Origin of the sequence: Prauserella oleivorans (assembly GCF_042685745.1) — a bacterium.
Taxonomy (GTDB): Bacteria; Actinomycetota; Actinomycetes; order Mycobacteriales; family Pseudonocardiaceae; genus Prauserella_A; species Prauserella_A oleivorans.
Genome location: NZ_JBHUNT010000001.1, coordinates 3375922 through 3392909, shown reverse-complemented (window position 1 = coordinate 3392909; position 16988 = coordinate 3375922). Strand labels below are relative to the sequence as shown.

Sequence of the window (16988 nt, the reverse complement as noted above, 5' to 3'; positions counted from 1 at the left end):
GCCCGGGTTTCGCCGCCGCCTCGGCACCACCGCGAGGCGGACCCTGTGCGACAGTGGTGCCGTGCCCGCCGAAAACTCCTGGACAGCGCCGGTAGCCGCGGACAAGCTCGACGCCACGGTCCGCGTTCCGGGCTCGAAGTCGATCACCAATCGCGCCTACGTGCTCGCCGCGCTGTCGGCGGGCCCGACCCTCGTGCGTGAACCGCTGGACTCCCGCGACGCCCGGCTCATGCTGGGAGCGCTCGCCGCACTCGGAGCGTCGTCGGAGCACACCGCGGACGGTGTGCGTGTCCAGCCACTGACCGACGGTGACGGAGAGGCAGCGATCACCCTCGGCAACGCGGGCACCGTCGCACGGTTCACCCCGCCGCTGGCGGCGCTCGGCTCCCGCACCGTCCACTTCGACGGCGACCCGGCCATCCGGCGCAGGCCACTCTCGCCGCTGCTCACGGCGTTGCGCGAACTCGGTGCCGACATCGACGACGGCGGGCGCGGCGCCCCTCCGTTCACCGTGCGCGGCAGGGGCGGCCTGGCGGGCGGCGAGATCGAGCTGGACTCGTCGGCATCGAGCCAGTTCCTGTCCGCGTTGCTGCTCGCCGCACCCGCGTTCACCGTCGGGGTGACGGTGCGGCTGGTGGGCACGGTGCCGAGCGAGCCGCACATCGCGATGACGCTCGACATGCTGCGCCGTTTCGGCGCCGCCCCCGAGCGGAACCGGCGGGAGTTCCACGTCCCACCCGCGACCCTCTCGCTGGATCACTACACCGTGGAACCGGACCTGTCGACGGCGGCGCCGTTCGTGGTGGCGCCGCTCCTGGCCGGCGGTTCCGTGCGCATTGCCGGCTGGCCACGCGAGACGACGCAGCCGGGCGACTGGCTGCGCAGCCTCGTCCGCGAGCTCGGCGCGGAGGTCAGCCTCGACGACGACGGGCTGCGTGTCACGGGCACCGGCAGGCTGCCCGGCGCCACCCTGGACCTGCACGAGGTGGGCGAGCTGACCCCGGTCGTCGCCGCGCTGCTGTGCTTCGCCGACGGCCCCTCCCGGATCTCCGGCGTCGCGCACCTGCGGGGGCACGAGACCGACCGGCTCGCAGCGCTCGCCACCGAGCTCACCGCGCTGGGCGGCGATGTCACCGAGACCGAGGACGGGCTGCGGATCCGGCCGGTACCGCTGGGCGGCGGCGTCTTCCACACCTACGACGACCACCGGCTCGTCATGGCCGGCGCCGTACTCGGCCTGCGTGTGCCGGGCATCGAGGTGGAGAACCCGGCGACCGTCGGCAAGACGTTCCCCGGGTTCGTCGACGCCTGGCAGCGGATGCTGGCCGGCTGAGTCAGCCGGCACCGCGTGGTGGCTGGGGCGGGCTCGCCACGGTCGTGCCGGGCCGGGCTCAGCGGCCGTCCTGGTTCACGCCGGGTGCGGGGCCCTGGGCGTTGCCGGCGACGCCGTACCGGCCCGCGGCGCCCTCGAGCTGCTCCCGGAGCGCGAGGACCGTGACGATCCGGCCCGCCTGCGTGTCGACATTGTCCACAGTGGACAGCACCGAGGTGGCCGACGTGTCGGCACGCGCCACCCCGATCGGCCCGCGGCCCTCCGCCGACGCGGGCCGCCCGGCGAGCACGACGCCCGCGCCGGAGCGGTCGAACTGGGCGGAGAAGCGCGCCAGGGTCGCGGCGCGGTCACCGGCTCCGTCACCCTCGGCCTTGCCGCCCGCGAGCACCACGGCGAGCTGCGCCGGCCGGACGTCCTGGCCGGGCCGGACGAATCCGCCGTCGGTGAGTCCCGCCATCGCGGCGGCCAGCTCGGCCCCCGACGACTGCGGCCGCGCCGAGTCCTTGTCCAGCAGCAGCACCGAGCCGAGCAGCGCACCGGCGAGTGTCCCGGGGTCGCCCGCGGTCGGGAACTGCGCGCCCGCGGGCTGGAGGCGGGTGACGATCTCCCGCAGCTGATCGGACTTGGCCGGATCGGTGAACGACTCGGTCAGCTGTACCTCACCCGTCACCGAGCCGCCCGCCTGCTCGACGAGGCCCTTCAGCGCGTCGCGGTCGGCGGGGCTGGCATCCGGCGTGGTCACGAACACCACGGACCGCTGGTCGAGCGCCCCCGCCACGACCTTGCCGCCGACCGACCCGGCGAAGGCGTCGGCGTCGGCGAGGCGCGCGTTGAGCGCGTTGCGCTCGGCCTCGAGGTCGCTGACCTGCCTGGCGAGTTCGCCCTTCTCGTCCGAGAGACCGGACAGCAGCGAGCCGTTCAGCGCGGTCGACCCCAGCACGACCCCCACCGCGAGCGCCAGGAAAGCCGCCGCGATCGAGACGATGTGGTACCGCAGAGAGATCACGCGAAGAGCCCCTTGACCCAGCTTGTGAAGGAATTCCAGGTGTCGCGCAGCCAGTCGAGGTAGACGCCGCCGACGTCGGACACGAGCAGCGCCGCGGCCACCACCACGAGCGCGGCGAGCACGAGCAGCACCACCGCGCCAATCGACACGCGACTGCGGTGCAGGGTCGCCACGGCCTTGCCGTCGACCAGCTTGGTGCCGAGCTTGAGCCTGGTGAGGAAGGTGGACGGGTTCGAGCCGGAACGTCCGTGGTCGAGAAACTCCCGCAGCGTGGCCTGGAAGCCGACGGTCACCACGAGACTCGCGTCGTGGGTGTCGGCCAGCAGCAGCGCGAGGTCCTCGGGGTTGCCGGACGCGGGGAAGGTGACGGCGCCGATACCCAGGTCCTGGATCCGCTCGACGCCCGGTGCGTGCCCGTCCGGCTGCGCGGGCACGACGACCTCGCCGCTCGCCTTGAGCGTCTCCGCCTCGATACCGCTCGGGTCCCCCACCACGATGTCGGGTGTGTAGCCCAGCTCACGCAGGGTATCGGCGGCGGAGTCGACGCCGACGATGACGGGCCGGTGCTCGGCGATGTACTTCTTCAGCGCGCGCACGTCCTCGACGTGGCCGGTGCCGGGCGCGACCACCAGGACGTGCCGGTCCTGCAGGGGCACGCGGAGATCGGGCACACCGACCCCGTCCAGGATGAGGGTGCGCTCACGGCGCAGGAACTCGATGGTGTTCGCCGAGAACGCCTCGAGCTGCGTCGACATCCCGGCCTTGGCCTCGATCATCTGGTCGGCGATGCTCTCCGGCGTCTGGACACTGCCCGAGGCGACCTGCCGGTCGCCGACGTAGAGCACGCCCTCGTGCACCCGGACCTTGCTGCCGTCCTTGACGCGGTGGAGCACCTCCGCGCCGACGTTGTCGATCAGCGGGATCCCGGCCTCGACAAGGATTTCCGGGCCCAGGTTGGGAAACCTGCCCGAAATGGACGGTGACGCGTTGACGACCGCTGCCACGCCGGCGTGCACGAGCGCGTCGGCGGTCGACCGGTCGAGGTCCACGTGGTCGAGGATGACGATCTCACCGGGTTCCACCCTGCGCAGCAGCTCCCGGGTGCGCCGGTCGACCCGTGCGACCCCGCTGATGCCGGGCAACGGATCCTTGGTCCGAGTGAGCAGGCCGGTGAGTTTCATGAGCCGATACTGACAAATCGGCTCGCGAAAACGCCCGCGACGCGCCGGGCCGCCCGGCGCAAATACGGGTCGCTGTGCTCAGTTCCACAGGGCAGGTTCAGCTCTTCTTCCGAGCGCCCGACCTCTTCTTCGTGCCTTTTCTGGCCCCGCCGGTGGTCACGTTCTCGGGTGTCTTCTTGAAGGTTTCGGCCGCGCTGAGCAATTCCTCCGCGTGCGCCCGGCCCGTTTCGGTGTCGTCGAGGCCGGCGAGCATCCTGGCGAGCTCGTCGACCCGCTCCGACTGCTCGAGCACGGTGACACCGCTGCGCGTGATGCCGCCGTCGGTGCCCTTGTCGACCACGAGATGCCGGTCGGCGAACGCGGCGACCTGCGGCAGGTGGGTGACGACCAGGACCTGGTGGGTGCGGGCGAGCGTGGCGAGCCGCTTGCCGATCTCCACGGCCGCCCGGCCACCGACACCGGCGTCCACCTCGTCGAACACGAGCGTCTGCACGGGGTCGGCGTGAGCGAGCACGACCTCGATCGCGAGCATCACGCGGGAGAGCTCACCGCCGGATGCGGCCTTGTGCACGGGCAGCGGCTGCGCGCCGGAGTGGGCTTTGAGCATGAGCTCGACGTCGTCGACGCCGTCCGGTCCCGCGTGCACGAGGTCGCCGCCGACCCGCAGGGCGTGCGGATCACCCTGGTCGGCGGACCGGTTCCGCACCGTCAGCTCGATCTCGGCCTGCCCCATGGCCAGGCCGGCGAGCTCGGCGGTCACCTGACCGGCCAGCCTGGTCGCGGCCGAGCGCCGCTCGCGCGACACCGTCGCGGCGTGCCGGGCCAGCTCGGCGGCCAGCTCGTCCCGCCGGGCGGCGAGCGCGGCCAGCGCCTCGTCGGAGGTGTCCATCCCGGCCAGCCGTTCCCGAGCGTCGTCCGCCCACGCGAGGACGCCGTCGACATCGGCGGCGTACTTGCGGGTCAGCTTCTTCAGCTCGGCCTGACGGGCGAGGATCCGTTCCAGCTGTTCGGGGTCGGCGTCGAGCGACTCGAGGTACGCGCCGAGCTCGGACCCGACGTCGGTGAGCAGTGTCGCGGCCTCGGCGAGGCGTGGTTCCAGGTCGCGCAGCGCGGCGTCCTCGGCGCCGGCAAGCCGCCTGCGCGCCTCCGCGACGAGTCCGAGCGCGCCGGGCACATCCGGGTCGCCGTCGGCCGCGCCGGACACGGCCACGCTCGCCGCGGAGGCCGCCTCGCGCAGTTCGTCGACCGCGGCGAGGCGCTTGACCTGCTCGGTGAGCTCGGCGTCCTCTCCCGGCGTCGGGGCGACCGCCTCGATCTCCGTCAGGCCGTGCCGCAGCATGTCCGCCTGCTGGGCCAGCTCGCGGGACCGCGTGGAACGTTCCTCCAGCTCCGCGGTCACGTCCAGCCACTCCTGCCGCACCCGCCGGTACTCGCCGAGAGGCCCGGTGACCGCCTCGCCCGCGAACCGGTCGAGCACCGACCGCTGCTCTGCCGGCCGCAACAGCCGGAGCTGATCGTTCTGCCCGTGCACGGCGATGAGGTGCTCCGCGAGGTCCGCCAGCACGCCGACCGGCACCGACCGTCCGCCCAGGTGCGCGCGGGACCGTCCGTCGGCACTCACGGACCGCAGCGTGATCAGGCTGCCGTCCTCGTCGATGTCGGCACCGGCGTCCGCCACGATCCGCGTGGCCTGCTCGCCGGTGACGTTGTCGAACCGGCCCTCCACCGTGGCCTTCGCGGCACCCGCTCGCACCTTCGAGGCCTCGGAACGGCCGCCGGAGAGCAGGTGCAAGCCGGTGACGACCATGGTCTTGCCCGCACCGGTCTCACCCGTCACCACGGTGAATCCCGGGTGCAGTTCGAGCAGGGCGTCCTCGATCACTCCGAGGCCCTGGATTCGCATCTCGGCCAGCACGCCACACACGGTAGCGGCACCCCCCGACAGTCCCGGGGACGACGCGGCGATCAGGACGGGTCGGAGCTGCGGCTCCCGCGGCGATCGTGCCGTTCGCGCCAGCTCGTCACCGGCAGCGAGAACTTGTGCACCAGCCGGTCGGTGAACGGACCGTCCCACAGGTGCGCCAGCCGCACCGGCACCCGGCCCGCCACCACCTGGACCCGCGTCCCAGGCTCGAGTTCGACGTGCCGCAACCCGTCACAGGTGAGCACCGCGGGCGAGCCGTCCGGATCGACCTGCACGGTGATCACCGACGCCCGGGACACGACGAGCGGCCGCGAGAACATGGCATGTGCGTTGCTCGGCACCACGAGCAGCGCCTCGACGTCCGGCCACACCACGGGCCCGCCCGCCGAGAACGCGTACGCCGTCGACCCGGTGGGCGTCGAGCACAGCACGCCGTCGCAGCCGAAGCTCGACACGGGGCGCCCGTCCACCTCGATCAGGGCATCGAGAATGCGCTCGCGGCTGGACTTCTCCACGCTGGCCTCGTTGAGCGCCCACGTCTCGGCGACCACCTGTCCACGCCGGGTGACCGTGACGTCGACCGTCATGCGCTCCTCGATCCGGTACCGGCGGTCCACCACGCGGTCGACGGTGTCGGCCAGCGCGTCGGAGTCGGCCTCGGTCAGGAAGCCGACGCGGCCCAGGTTCACGCCCAGCACCGGCACCCCCGCGGGGCGCGCCAGCTCGGCGGCCCGCAGCAGCGTCCCGTCGCCGCCGAGCACGAGCACCAGTTCGGCGCCCTTCGCCGGATTGTCTCCGGGGGCGACGATCGTGCACGGCAGGTCGTCGTCGGGTGGGCCGATGAGCCTGCGGACCTCCTCGTCGATGACCCGCAGCCAGATCCCGGCGTCGGCGAGCCGCATCGCGACGGCCCGCGCCGCTCCCCGGGTCGTCTCGCGATCCGGGTGCACGACGAGGAGCACTTCACGGGTGTCGCACGGCTCGGTCACGACGGTCCCTCCCGGACTGCGGTCCGTACGAGGCCGGCCACGTCGACGGCGGGTCCGTCGTCGGTGCGCCGGAGCCAGACGAAGTACTCGACGTTGCCCGACGGCCCGGGCAGCGGGCTGGCCGTCACGCCGCGGGGGTGCAGGCCGAGTTCGGCCGCGGCGCCAAGCACATCCAGCACCGCCTGTGCCCGCAGCTCGGGATCCCGCACGACGCCCCCGCTGCCGAGCCGGTCCTTGCCGACCTCGAATTGCGGCTTGACCATCGGCACGAGGTCGGCGCCGTCCGCGGCGCACGCGGCGAGCGCGGGCAGCACGAGCCGGAGCGAGATGAACGACAGGTCGGCCACGACGAGGTCGACCTGGCCGCCGATGCTCTCGGGCGTGAGGTTACGGACGTTGGTCTTGTCCAGTACCACGACGCGTTCGTCGCTCTGGAGCCGCCAGTCGAGCAGCCCGCGCCCCACATCGGCGGCGACGACCTGCCGCGCGCCCTCACGCAGCAGGACGTCGGTGAACCCGCCGGTGGACGCGCCCGCGTCCAGGCAGCGTTTGCCGCGGACCGACAACCCGTCCGCCTCGAACGCCTTGAGCGCGCCGAGCAGCTTGTAGGCGCCCCGGGACGCCCAGCCGGGATCGTCGACCGCACGGACCACGATGGCGGCATCGGCCTCCACCCCGGTGGCGGCCTTGCGGGCGACCATGCCCCGGACGGTCACCTTGCCCTCGCTGATGAGCGAGCTCGCGTGCTCGCGGGACCGCGCGAGGCCCCGCCGCACGAGCTCGGCGTCCAGGCGCGCTCGTCGCGGCATCGCTAGACCTTGTCGATGCTGGACAGTGCCACGGTGAGCTCGGTGTGCACCGCGTCGAAGCGTTCGACGTGCTCGGCCACGGGCAGGTCGTCGAGCTCGTCGAGCCCGGCGATGGCCTCCTCGATTCCGGCACGCGGGTCGGTCTCCTGCGGCGCCTGCCCCGACATCCCGGGTGGCGGCCCGGGGACCGGCCGTGGTACGGGGTTCGTCTGTTCGTGCACGCTTCAACGCTATCCGATGCGGTCGTGTGACGGTGGCCGCGTTACGCGAGTCCGAGCTTGCCGAACGCGGCGGCCGTCACCTCGTCGCCGGGGCGGACGGTGCCGGTGCCGTGCCGCCACGCGGCGTCGCACAGCGCGCGCAGCAGATCCAGCTCGTTCCGGCCCGCGTCGCTCGTGGCGACGAGCACGTCGTGCTCGACTCGTACGGTCCACCCGTCCCGGGGTCCGATCTCCAGTGCGTCGGCGGGTTCGTCGAGCGCGTCCAGGTCGGCGGCCAGGTACCGGGGCCGTTCGGCGGGCGACGCGGCGAGCAGGCTCTCCGGCGTCGCGACGCCGGTGAGGACGACGAGTGCGTCCAACCCCGCGGCGAGCGCACCCGCGATGTCGGTGTCGAGCCGGTCGCCGGCCACCAGGGCGTTGCGGGCTCCCACGGTGTCGGCGGCGGTGCGGAAGAGCGGCGGCTCCGGCTTGCCCGCGACCAGCGGTTCCTGGTCGGTGGCGGCACGCAGCGCGGCCACCATCGCACCGTTGCCCGGGAGCAGACCCCGTTCGGCGGGCAGGGTCGTGTCGTTGTTGCAGGCGACCCACAACGCGCCCGAGCGGATGGCGAGGCAGGCTTCGGCGAGGTCGGCCCAGCCGGTCTCGGGTGAGTGGCCCTGCACGACCGCGGCGACACCGTCGCCCGTCGCGCGGACGGCCTCGAAGCCGGCGTTCTCCACCTGGGCCGTCAGCGCCGCCGTGCCCACGACGAGCACCGGCGCGCCTGCGGGCAGGCGTTCCCGCAGAATCTGCGCGGCCGCCTGTGCGCTGGTGTTGACCTCGTCGGGAGTGGCGGGGATGCCGACCGACCGCAGGTGCTCGACCACCGCCTCCGGCGCCTTCGACGCGTTGTTGGTGACGAAACGCAGGGGCGTTCCGCGCAGCCGGGCCCGCTCGATCGCATCGGCGGCACCGGCGACCGGCTCGGTCCCGCGGTACACGGTGCCGTCCAGGTCGAGCAGGAGCGCGTCGTGCCGGTCCAGCAACGCGTCAGTCACCGGAGAGCTCCGCCGCTCGCTCGGCCGCGTCGGTCTCCTCCTCGCTGTCGACGTCGGCGGCGCGGAGGAACCAGCGCACGGCCTCGTCCGTGCGCCCGGCGGCGGCAAGGTTGTCGGCGTAGGCGTAGAACAGGCGCGCGCTCCACGGCTGAGGCCGCTTCGGATCGAGGTCGTCGCCCTGCAACGCCACGACGGCGGCGTCGAGCTGGCCGAGATCGCGCCGGGCGCCCGCGGCGACGATCCGCAGCTCGACCTCGATCTCCTTGGGCAGGTTCGCGGTGTCGGTCTCCTTGGCGATGTCGAGTGCGCGTTCGGGCCGGCCGAGCGCGCGCTCGGAGTCGGCGATGACCGCGACGTGGGTGTCGGTGTGCGTCATCCGCCGCACGGCGCGCAGCTCCGACAGCGCCTCCGACCAGTTGCCCGCGTGGTAGGCCGCGAGTCCGACCGCCTCCCGCACGATGGGAATCCTCGAGGCCTTCGACTTCGCGTACCGGGCGTGCTCCAGTGCGGCCTCGGGGTCCGAGTCGACGAGCATGCCCGCAGCCACCAGATGCCTGCCGATGCGCTCGGCGAGGTCCTTGGGCAGCGACCGCAGTTCGCGCCGCACCTCGGCGTCGAGCTCGGTGAACTCCGCACCCTCCGGCAGTTCCGGCGCCTCGAGCAGTTCCCTGGCGACGGCCCGGTCGCCGACGGGCCGATCGGTGCCGCGAGGCGCCCCGTGCTGGGGCTTGCCGCCCCGGCGGCGGTCGTCCCGGCGGTCGCTCTCCCTCCGCTGGTCACGGCCGCCGCGCGGACGGTCGTCCCACCTCGGCTTGTCCTGCCGGTCACCGCGGTACGGCCGACCCTCGCGGGACGACCGATCGGTGCGGTGCCCGCCCTCGCCCCGGGAGCCACGATCGTCGCGGGAGAACCGGTCGTCGCGCCGGGACCGGTCACCGCGGTCGGGACGGTCGCCGGAGCGGAAACGGTCCCCGCGGTAGGAGCGGTCGTCCTTGCCGGATCGGTTGTCCCAGCGCGGGCGGTCGTTTCGATCGGACCGATCGTCCCGGCGGCGGTCATCCCGCCCCGACCGGTCATCGCGCCCGAACCTGTCGTCCCGGCCAGGACGGTCGTTCCACCGACGACGGTCGCCCTCGCGCCGGTCATCCCGGCGGGAACGGTCTCCCTGGTACGGCCGGTCGCCCCGCGACCAACGATCGTCGCGTGCGCTGCCCTCACCCTTGCGCCGGTAGGGACGATCGTCGCGGCGCGAACCGCCGCTGCGCTGGTCGTCCCGTCGGTCCCGCGGACCGTCGTCCCAACGTGGGCGGTCACCGCGCTGCGACCGGTCGCCTCCGCGGTATCCGCCGGCGGAGCGGCCTTCCCCCCGATAGCCACCCGAGGACCGGGCCTCGCCCCGGTAACCTCCGGACCGGCCTTCGCCGCCACGGTATCCCTGGCCACCGAACCGCCGTCCCCCTGCCGGGCCGTCGTCGTGCCGACCGCGCCCCTCGGTCCGCCGCTCGCGACCGTTGCCGGCGCCTTGTGCCCGCTCGGAACGACGGAACTCGCCGCCGCCCTCTGAGTCGCGCCGACCGCTCTCGGACACGAGAGTCCTCCTACTGCTGAAGTTCTGAGCCTGAACATGCTAGGGGCCCGCCTGGTCCCTGACCCCTTCGGGGTCGGACCGGACGGGCCCCTAGTCATTCACGTTTTGTTCGGCGGTGTCCTACTCTCCCACACCCCTTCGGGTGCAGTACCATCGGCGCTGGTGGGCTTAGCTTCCGGGTTCGGAATGGGACCGGGCGTGTCCCCACCGCTATCACCACCGAAACACTACGAAACAACACACCGACTGTTGTTGCTGCCCCTAGGCGGGGCTCGGTGTGGTGTTTCAGAATCGTAGAGTGGGTGCGCAGCATCTTCGTGGGCAAGTCCTCGGCCGATTAGTACCAGTCCACTCAAAAACACGTTACCGTGCGTCCATGTCTGGCCTATCAACCCAGTGGTCTACTGGGGGCCTTAACCCACAACAAGGGGTGGGAGACCTCATCTTGGAACAGGCTTCCCGCTTAGATGCCTTCAGCGGTTATCCCTTCCGAACGTAGCCAACCAGCCATGCCCCTGGCGGAACAACTGGCATACCAGAGGTTCGTCCGTCCCGGTCCTCTCGTACTAGGGACAGCCTTCCTCAAGTCTCCTACGCGCGCGGCGGATAGGGACCGAACTGTCTCACGACGTTCTAAACCCAGCTCGCGTGCCGCTTTAATGGGCGAACAGCCCAACCCTTGGGACCTACTCCGGCCCCAGGATGCGACGAGCCGACATCGAGGTGCCAAACCATGCCGTCGATATGGACTCTTGGGCAAGATCAGCCTGTTATCCCCGGGGTACCTTTTATCCGTTGAGCGACACCCCTTCCACCAGGAGGTGCCGGATCACTAGTCCCTGCTTTCGCACCTGCTCGACCCGTCAGTCTCACAGTCAAGCTCCCTTGTGCACTTACACTCAACACCTGATTGCCAACCAGGCTGAGGGAACCTTTGGGCGCCTCCGTTACCCTTTAGGAGGCAACCGCCCCAGTTAAACTACCCACCAGGCACTGTCCCTGAACCGGATCACGGTCCGAAGTTAGATTCCCAGCACGACCAGAGTGGTATTTCAACAACGACTCCACAACCACTGGCGTGGCCGCTTCACAGTCTCCCACCTATCCTACACAAGCCGAACCGAAAACCAATACCAAGCTGTAGTAAAGGTCCCGGGGTCTTTCCGTCCTGCCGCGCGAAACGAGCATCTTTACTCGTAGTGCAATTTCGCCGGGCCTGTGGTTGAGACAGCCGGAAAGTCGTTACGCCATTCGTGCAGGTCGGAACTTACCCGACAAGGAATTTCGCTACCTTAGGATGGTTATAGTTACCACCGCCGTTTACTGGCGCTTAAATTCTCAGCTTCACCCCCCGAAAGGGGTTAACCGGTCCTCTTAACGTTCCAGCACCGGGCAGGCGTCAGTCCATATACCTCGACTTGCGTCTTCGCATGGACCTGTGTTTTTAGTAAACAGTCGCTTTCCGCTGGTCTCTGCGGCCAACCCACCCTAGCCCGCGCAGGGCTTCAGGTGCTTTGGCCCCCCTTCTCCCGAAGTTACGGGGGCAATTTGCCGAGTTCCTTAACCACAGTTCACCCGATCGCCTTGGTATTCTCTACCTGACCACCTGTGTCGGTTTGGGGTACGGGCCACGCGCGCACTCGCTAGAGGCTTTTCTCGGCAGCAGAGGATCACCCTACTTCGCCACAACGGCTATGCATCACGCCTCACCCTCGACCTCAAAGGTCAGTCCGACGGATTTACCTATCGAACGGGCCACACGCTTACACCAGTATCACCACTGACTGGCGGGGCTACCTTCCTGCGTCACCCCATCGCTTGACTACTACAGGATCAGGTCCCACGCTCCACCACACCACAACCCCCGAAAGGGCCGTCAGTGTGGCTTCGGGTGGTTAGTCTCCCCTGCCTCGCCAGGGACGCACACACGCGGGTACGGGAATATCAACCCGTTGTCCATCGACTACGCCTGACGGCCTCGCCTTAGGTCCCGACTTACCCTGGGCGGAACAACCTGGCCCAGGAACCCTTGGTCATCCGGCGGCAGAGATTCTCACTCTGCATTCGCTACTCATGCCTGCATTCTCACTCCCACACCCTCCACGACTGAGTCACCTCGCCGCTTCCCTGGATGCAGGACGCTCCCCTACCCACCCACACCACTAGACACCAGAGACAAAACCCTGGAGCCGATGTTATGTGTGGACGACACAGCTTCGGCGGTGTGCTTAAGCCCCGCTACATTGTCGGCGCAGAACCACTTGACCAGTGAGCTATTACGCACTCTTTCAAGGATGGCTGCTTCTAAGCCAACCTCCTGGTTGTCTCAGCGACTCCACATCCTTTCCCACTGAGCACACACTTAGGGGCCTTAGCTGGTGTTCTGGGCTGTTTCCCTCTCGACGACGAAGCTTATCCCCCGCCGTCTCACTGCCGCGCTCTCACATCACAGTATTCGGAGTTTGGTTGACTTCGGTAACCCGGTAAGGCCCCTAGGCCATCCAGTAGCTCTACCCCCATGATGAAACACGCGACGCTGCACCTAAATGCATTTCGGGGAGAACCAGCTATCACGGAGTTTGATTGGCCTTTCACCCCTACCCACAACTCATCCCCCAGGTTTTCAACCCTGGTGGGTTCGGGCCTCCACACCGTCTTACCGGCGCTTCACCCTGGCCATGGGTAGATCACCCCGCTTCGGGTCTCGACCACGCAACTACACGCCCTCTTCAGACTCGCTTTCGCTACGGCTACCCCCCACGGGTTAACCTCGCCACGCAGCACGAACTCGCAGGCTCATTCTTCAAAAGGCACGCCATCACCCAAAGGCTCTGACGGCTTGCAGGCACACGGTTTCAGGTACTCTTTCACTCCCCTCCCGGGGTACTTTTCATCTTTCCCTCACGGTACTCGTCCGCTATCGGTCACCAGGAAGTATTTAGGCTTACCGGGTGGTCCCGGCAGATTCACAGCAAATTCCACGAGCTCGCTGCTACTCGAGAACACCACCAAGACACACCACCACAGCTTTCGCGTACGGGACTCTCACCCACTCCGGCCAGCCATCCCAGACTGTTCCGCTAACCATGGCGCGCATCCGAGAGAGTGTCAGCTCCCTCCAGGCAGGTCTCACAACCCCGCACACACAACACCTGACAGCTTGACATGCGCACGGTTTAGCCTCCTCCGCTTTCGCTCGCCACTACTCACGGAATCACAATTGTTTTCTCTTCCTACGGGTACTGAGATGTTTCACTTCCCCGCGTTCCCTCCACACGCCCTATACATTCAGGCGCGGGTGACACCCCATCACGGGTGCCGGGTTACCCCATTCGGACACCCTCGGATCACAGCTCGGTTGACAGCTCCCCGAGGCTTATCGCAGCCTCCCACGTCCTTCATCGGCCCCTGGTGCCCAGACATCCACCATGTGCCCTACACAACTTGACCACAAAGATGCTCGCACCCACTCTACAATTCTCAAACACCACACCGAAACAACACCACGTGCTGCCTCAGGACCCAACAGTGTGTTCACAGCTCTCAACGCAGTCTTGTCGGTCCACAAATTCCTCGAGCAACCGGACAACACCACACACGGGCATTCCATCCGGCCACCCCCACACCAACACCAGACCACAACCCAGCGCCGGCATGAGACGTGAAAAGCTCCTTAGAAAGGAGGTGATCCAGCCGCACCTTCCGGTACGGCTACCTTGTTACGACTTCGTCCCAATCGCCAGTCCCACCTTCGACCACTCCCTCCCACAAGGGGTTGGGCCGTGGGCTTCGGGTGTTACCGACTTTCGTGACGTGACGGGCGGTGTGTACAAGGCCCGGGAACGTATTCACCGCAGCGTTGCTGATCTGCGATTACTAGCGACTCCGACTTCACGTAGTCGAGTTGCAGACTACGATCCGAACTGAGACCAGCTTTAAGGGATTCGCTCCACCTCACGGTATCGCAGCCCTCTGTACCGGCCATTGTAGCATGTGTGAAGCCCTGGACATAAGGGGCATGATGACTTGACGTCATCCCCACCTTCCTCCGAGTTGACCCCGGCAGTCTCCCACGAGTCCCCGGCATTACCCGCTGGCAACATAGGACAAGGGTTGCGCTCGTTGCGGGACTTAACCCAACATCTCACGACACGAGCTGACGACAGCCATGCACCACCTGTACACCAGCCACAAGGGAACACCCATCTCTGGATGCGTCCAGTGCATGTCAAGCCCAGGTAAGGTTCTTCGCGTTGCATCGAATTAATCCACATGCTCCGCCGCTTGTGCGGGCCCCCGTCAATTCCTTTGAGTTTTAGCCTTGCGGCCGTACTCCCCAGGCGGGGCGCTTAATGCGTTAGCTACGGCACGGGATACGTGGACAGCACCCCACACCTAGCGCCCAACGTTTACAGCGTGGACTACCAGGGTATCTAATCCTGTTCGCTCCCCACGCTTTCGCTCCTCAGCGTCAGTATCGGCCCAGAGACCCGCCTTCGCCACCGGTGTTCCTCCTGATATCTGCGCATTCCACCGCTACACCAGGAATTCCAGTCTCCCCTACCGAACTCAAGTGATGCCCGTATCGACCGCAAGCCCCAAGTTAAGCCTGAGGTTTTCACGGCCGACGTGACACACCGCCTACGAGCTCTTTACGCCCAATAATTCCGGACAACGCTCGCACCCTACGTATTACCGCGGCTGCTGGCACGTAGTTAGCCGGTGCTTCTTCTCCAGGTACCGTCACTTACGCTTCGTCCCTGGCGAAAGAGGTTTACAACCCGAAGGCCGTCATCCCTCACGCGGCGTCGCTGCATCAGGCTTCCGCCCATTGTGCAATATTCCCCACTGCTGCCTCCCGTAGGAGTCTGGGCCGTGTCTCAGTCCCAGTGTGGCCGGTCGCCCTCTCAGGCCGGCTACCCGTCACCGCCTTGGTAGGCCATCACCCCACCAACAAGCTGATAGGCCGCGGGCTCAACCTGTACCGCCAAAACTTTCCACCACACCACATGCGTGACATGGTCCTATCCGGTATTAGACCCAGTTTCCCAGGCTTATCCCAGAGTACAGGGCAGATTACCCACGTGTTACTCACCCGTTCGCCACTCATCCACCCAGCAAGCTGAGCTTCAGCGTTCGACTTGCATGTGTTAAGCACGCCGCCAGCGTTCGTCCTGAGCCAGGATCAAACTCTCCAACAATGCATCAAAGAGAAAACCCAGCTACAACAATAGCCTCAAAGAAACCCAAAACAGGGTCACACAAACAACAAGACTACAAGCTCACAAACACACTGTTGAGTTCTCAAACAACACGCACATTGTTTCAAACACCCGGAGCGTGACCGACCCCGACTCAAACCTTCCGGTTCGTTGTGGGGGCTTGTCGCTCCGATTGGGAACACCCACTCTACCACAGCCGTGGGAGCTTGGTTCGTGTCCCCTCGCCTGGTAACCCGGGCTCCGTGGTCTCCCACCTGCCCGGTCTCCCCGGCGACGAAGAAAAGATTACATGCCCCGTCAGACCGCCTGAACAGGGGGGTCCCCTTGACGCAAAACCCCAGTTCAGGCGCCGGATCAGCCCAGGAGTCGCACTCCGGCCAGGGTGCGCTTGCCGCGACGCACCACGAGCCATTGGCCGTGCAGCGCGTCCGTGGCCGCCGGCCGCCACGTCTCGTCGGTGATCTTGCTGTTGTTGACGTACGCACCGCCCTCCTTGACGGTGCGCCGTGCCGCGCCCTTGCTGTCGACGAGCCCCGCCGCCACGAGCAGGTCGACGATCGTCGGTTCGTCGGACAGCTTCACCTCGCCGGTGGGCACCTCGGCGAGCGCGGACTTCAACGTCGCCGCGTCCAAGCTCGCGAGGTCACCCCGGCCGAAGAGGGCCTGGCTCGCCGCGATGACTTGCGCCGTCTGCTCGGGACCGTGCACGAGATCGGTGAGCTCCTGCGCGAGCCGGCGCTGGCCGAGCCGGGCTGCGGGACGTTCCGCGGTGGCCGTCTCGAGTTCCGCGATCTCGTCGGAGTCCAGGAACGTCAGCAGCTTGAGGTACTCCACGACGCTGGCGTCCGGCAGGTTGAGGAAGTACTGGTACCAGGCGTACGGCGACGTCATCTCGGGATCGAGCCACACGTTGCCGCCGCCGGTCGACTTGCCCAGCTTGCGTCCCTCGGAGTCGGTGACGAGCGGCGTGGTCAGCGCGTGCACCTGCACGCCGTGCACGCGCCGGATCAGGTCGACGCCGGCGACGATGTTGCCCCACTGGTCCGACCCGCCGACCTGAAGCTTCACGCCGTGCCGCTCGTAGAGCTCCCGGTAGTCGTTGGCCTGCAGGAGCATGTAGCTGAACTCGGTGTAGGAGATGCCATCGCCCTCCAGCCGGCGTTTGACGGTCTCGCGCGCCAGCATCGTGTTGACCGAGAAGTGCTTGCCGACATCGCGCAGGAACGTGGGCACCGGCATCGTGCCGAGCCAGTCGAGGTTGTTGACCTCGATGGGAGGCACGTCGGCATGGTCGAAGTCGACGAATGTCGCGAGCTGACCGCGCAGGCGCTCCGCCCACTCGCGCACGGTCTCCTCGGAGTTGAGCGTGCGCTCGCCGACATCGCGCGGATCGCCGATCAGCCCGGTCCCGCCGCCGGCGAGGAGCACCGGCCGGTGCCCGGCGTTCTGGAACCGCCGCAGCACCAGCATCTGGACGAGGTGGCCCGCGTGCAGACTCGGCGCCGTGGGGTCGAAGCCGATGTAGACGGCGATCGGACCGTCGTCGAGGTCGCGGCGCAACGCGTCGAGGTCGGTGGACTGGGTGATCAGCCCTCGCCAGGCCAGCTCGTCAAGGATGTGCTCACTCACGCCGTCCATTGTCCCCACCTCCGCGAACGCCCCGTCGTGGGGCGTGCAG

10 protein-coding genes and 3 rRNA genes are annotated in these 16988 nt (G+C 68.1%); 1 reads left to right on the top strand and 12 read right to left on the bottom strand.

The window, feature by feature from the left end; genetic code table 11:
- The first annotated feature begins 61 nt into the window (after positions 1-61).
- Positions 62-1333, top strand: a complete 1272-nt coding sequence (gene aroA, locus ACFSZT_RS16605; protein ID WP_377389007.1) for a 3-phosphoshikimate 1-carboxyvinyltransferase — start codon at positions 62-64, stop codon at positions 1331-1333.
- Between the two features lie 58 nt (positions 1334-1391).
- Here aroA and ACFSZT_RS16600 read toward each other — a convergent pair whose 3' ends face one another.
- The 12 genes from ACFSZT_RS16600 to tyrS all read right to left on the bottom strand — a co-directional run bounded on the left by ACFSZT_RS16600 (position 1392) and on the right by tyrS (position 16939).
- Positions 1392-2339: a copper transporter gene (locus tag ACFSZT_RS16600; RefSeq protein WP_377389009.1), complete on the bottom strand. Its 948-nt coding sequence runs from the start codon at positions 2337-2339 to the stop codon at positions 1392-1394.
- On the bottom strand, positions 2336-3520 hold the full coding sequence (steA, locus tag ACFSZT_RS16595; RefSeq protein ID WP_377389011.1) for a putative cytokinetic ring protein SteA: 1185 nt from the start codon (positions 3518-3520) through the stop codon (positions 2336-2338). The genes ACFSZT_RS16600 and steA overlap by 4 nt, the downstream gene beginning before the upstream one ends.
- A 97-nt stretch (positions 3521-3617) precedes the next feature.
- Positions 3618-5435, bottom strand: a complete 1818-nt coding sequence (gene recN / locus ACFSZT_RS16590) for a DNA repair protein RecN (protein ID WP_377389013.1) — start codon at positions 5433-5435, stop codon at positions 3618-3620.
- A 50-nt stretch (positions 5436-5485) separates the two neighbouring features.
- On the bottom strand, positions 5486-6433 hold the full coding sequence (locus ACFSZT_RS16585; RefSeq protein ID WP_377389015.1) for an NAD kinase: 948 nt from the start codon (positions 6431-6433) through the stop codon (positions 5486-5488).
- A complete protein-coding gene (locus ACFSZT_RS16580; RefSeq protein ID WP_377389017.1) occupies positions 6430-7242 on the bottom strand; it encodes a TlyA family RNA methyltransferase in 813 nt (270 codons plus the stop codon). Before ACFSZT_RS16580 ends, ACFSZT_RS16585 begins: the two co-directional genes overlap by 4 nt.
- 2 nt (positions 7243-7244) lie before the next feature.
- Positions 7245-7463 carry a hypothetical protein gene (locus ACFSZT_RS16575; protein ID WP_377389063.1) on the bottom strand — a complete coding sequence of 73 codons (219 nt, stop codon included), beginning with the start codon at positions 7461-7463 and terminating at the stop codon, positions 7245-7247.
- A gap of 41 nt (positions 7464-7504) precedes the next feature.
- A complete protein-coding gene (locus ACFSZT_RS16570; protein WP_377389019.1) occupies positions 7505-8500 on the bottom strand; it encodes an HAD-IIA family hydrolase in 996 nt (331 codons plus the stop codon).
- On the bottom strand, positions 8493-10088 hold the full coding sequence (locus ACFSZT_RS16565; protein ID WP_377389021.1) for a hypothetical protein: 1596 nt from the start codon (positions 10086-10088) through the stop codon (positions 8493-8495). The genes ACFSZT_RS16570 and ACFSZT_RS16565 overlap by 8 nt, the downstream gene beginning before the upstream one ends.
- Positions 10089-10195: 107 nt before the next feature.
- Positions 10196-10312, bottom strand: a 5S ribosomal RNA gene (gene rrf, locus ACFSZT_RS16560).
- A 93-nt stretch (positions 10313-10405) separates the two neighbouring features.
- Positions 10406-13538, bottom strand: a 23S ribosomal RNA gene (locus ACFSZT_RS16555).
- 227 nt (positions 13539-13765) lie between these two features.
- A 16S ribosomal RNA gene (locus ACFSZT_RS16550) occupies positions 13766-15289 on the bottom strand.
- The 16S, 23S and 5S rRNA genes sit together here, the layout of an rRNA operon.
- Before the next feature lie 375 nt (positions 15290-15664).
- Positions 15665-16939, bottom strand: a complete 1275-nt coding sequence (gene tyrS / locus ACFSZT_RS16545) for a tyrosine--tRNA ligase (protein ID WP_377390399.1) — start codon at positions 16937-16939, stop codon at positions 15665-15667.
- Positions 16940-16988 lie beyond the last annotated feature (49 nt).

Coding starts and splice junctions, on each gene's coding strand:
- steA (WP_377389011.1), bottom strand. CDS start 3,520: ATGAAACTCACCGGCCTGCTCACTCGGACCAAGGATCCGTTGCCCGGC.
- ACFSZT_RS16580 (WP_377389017.1), bottom strand. CDS start 7,242: ATGCCGCGACGAGCGCGCCTGGACGCCGAGCTCGTGCGGCGGGGCCTC.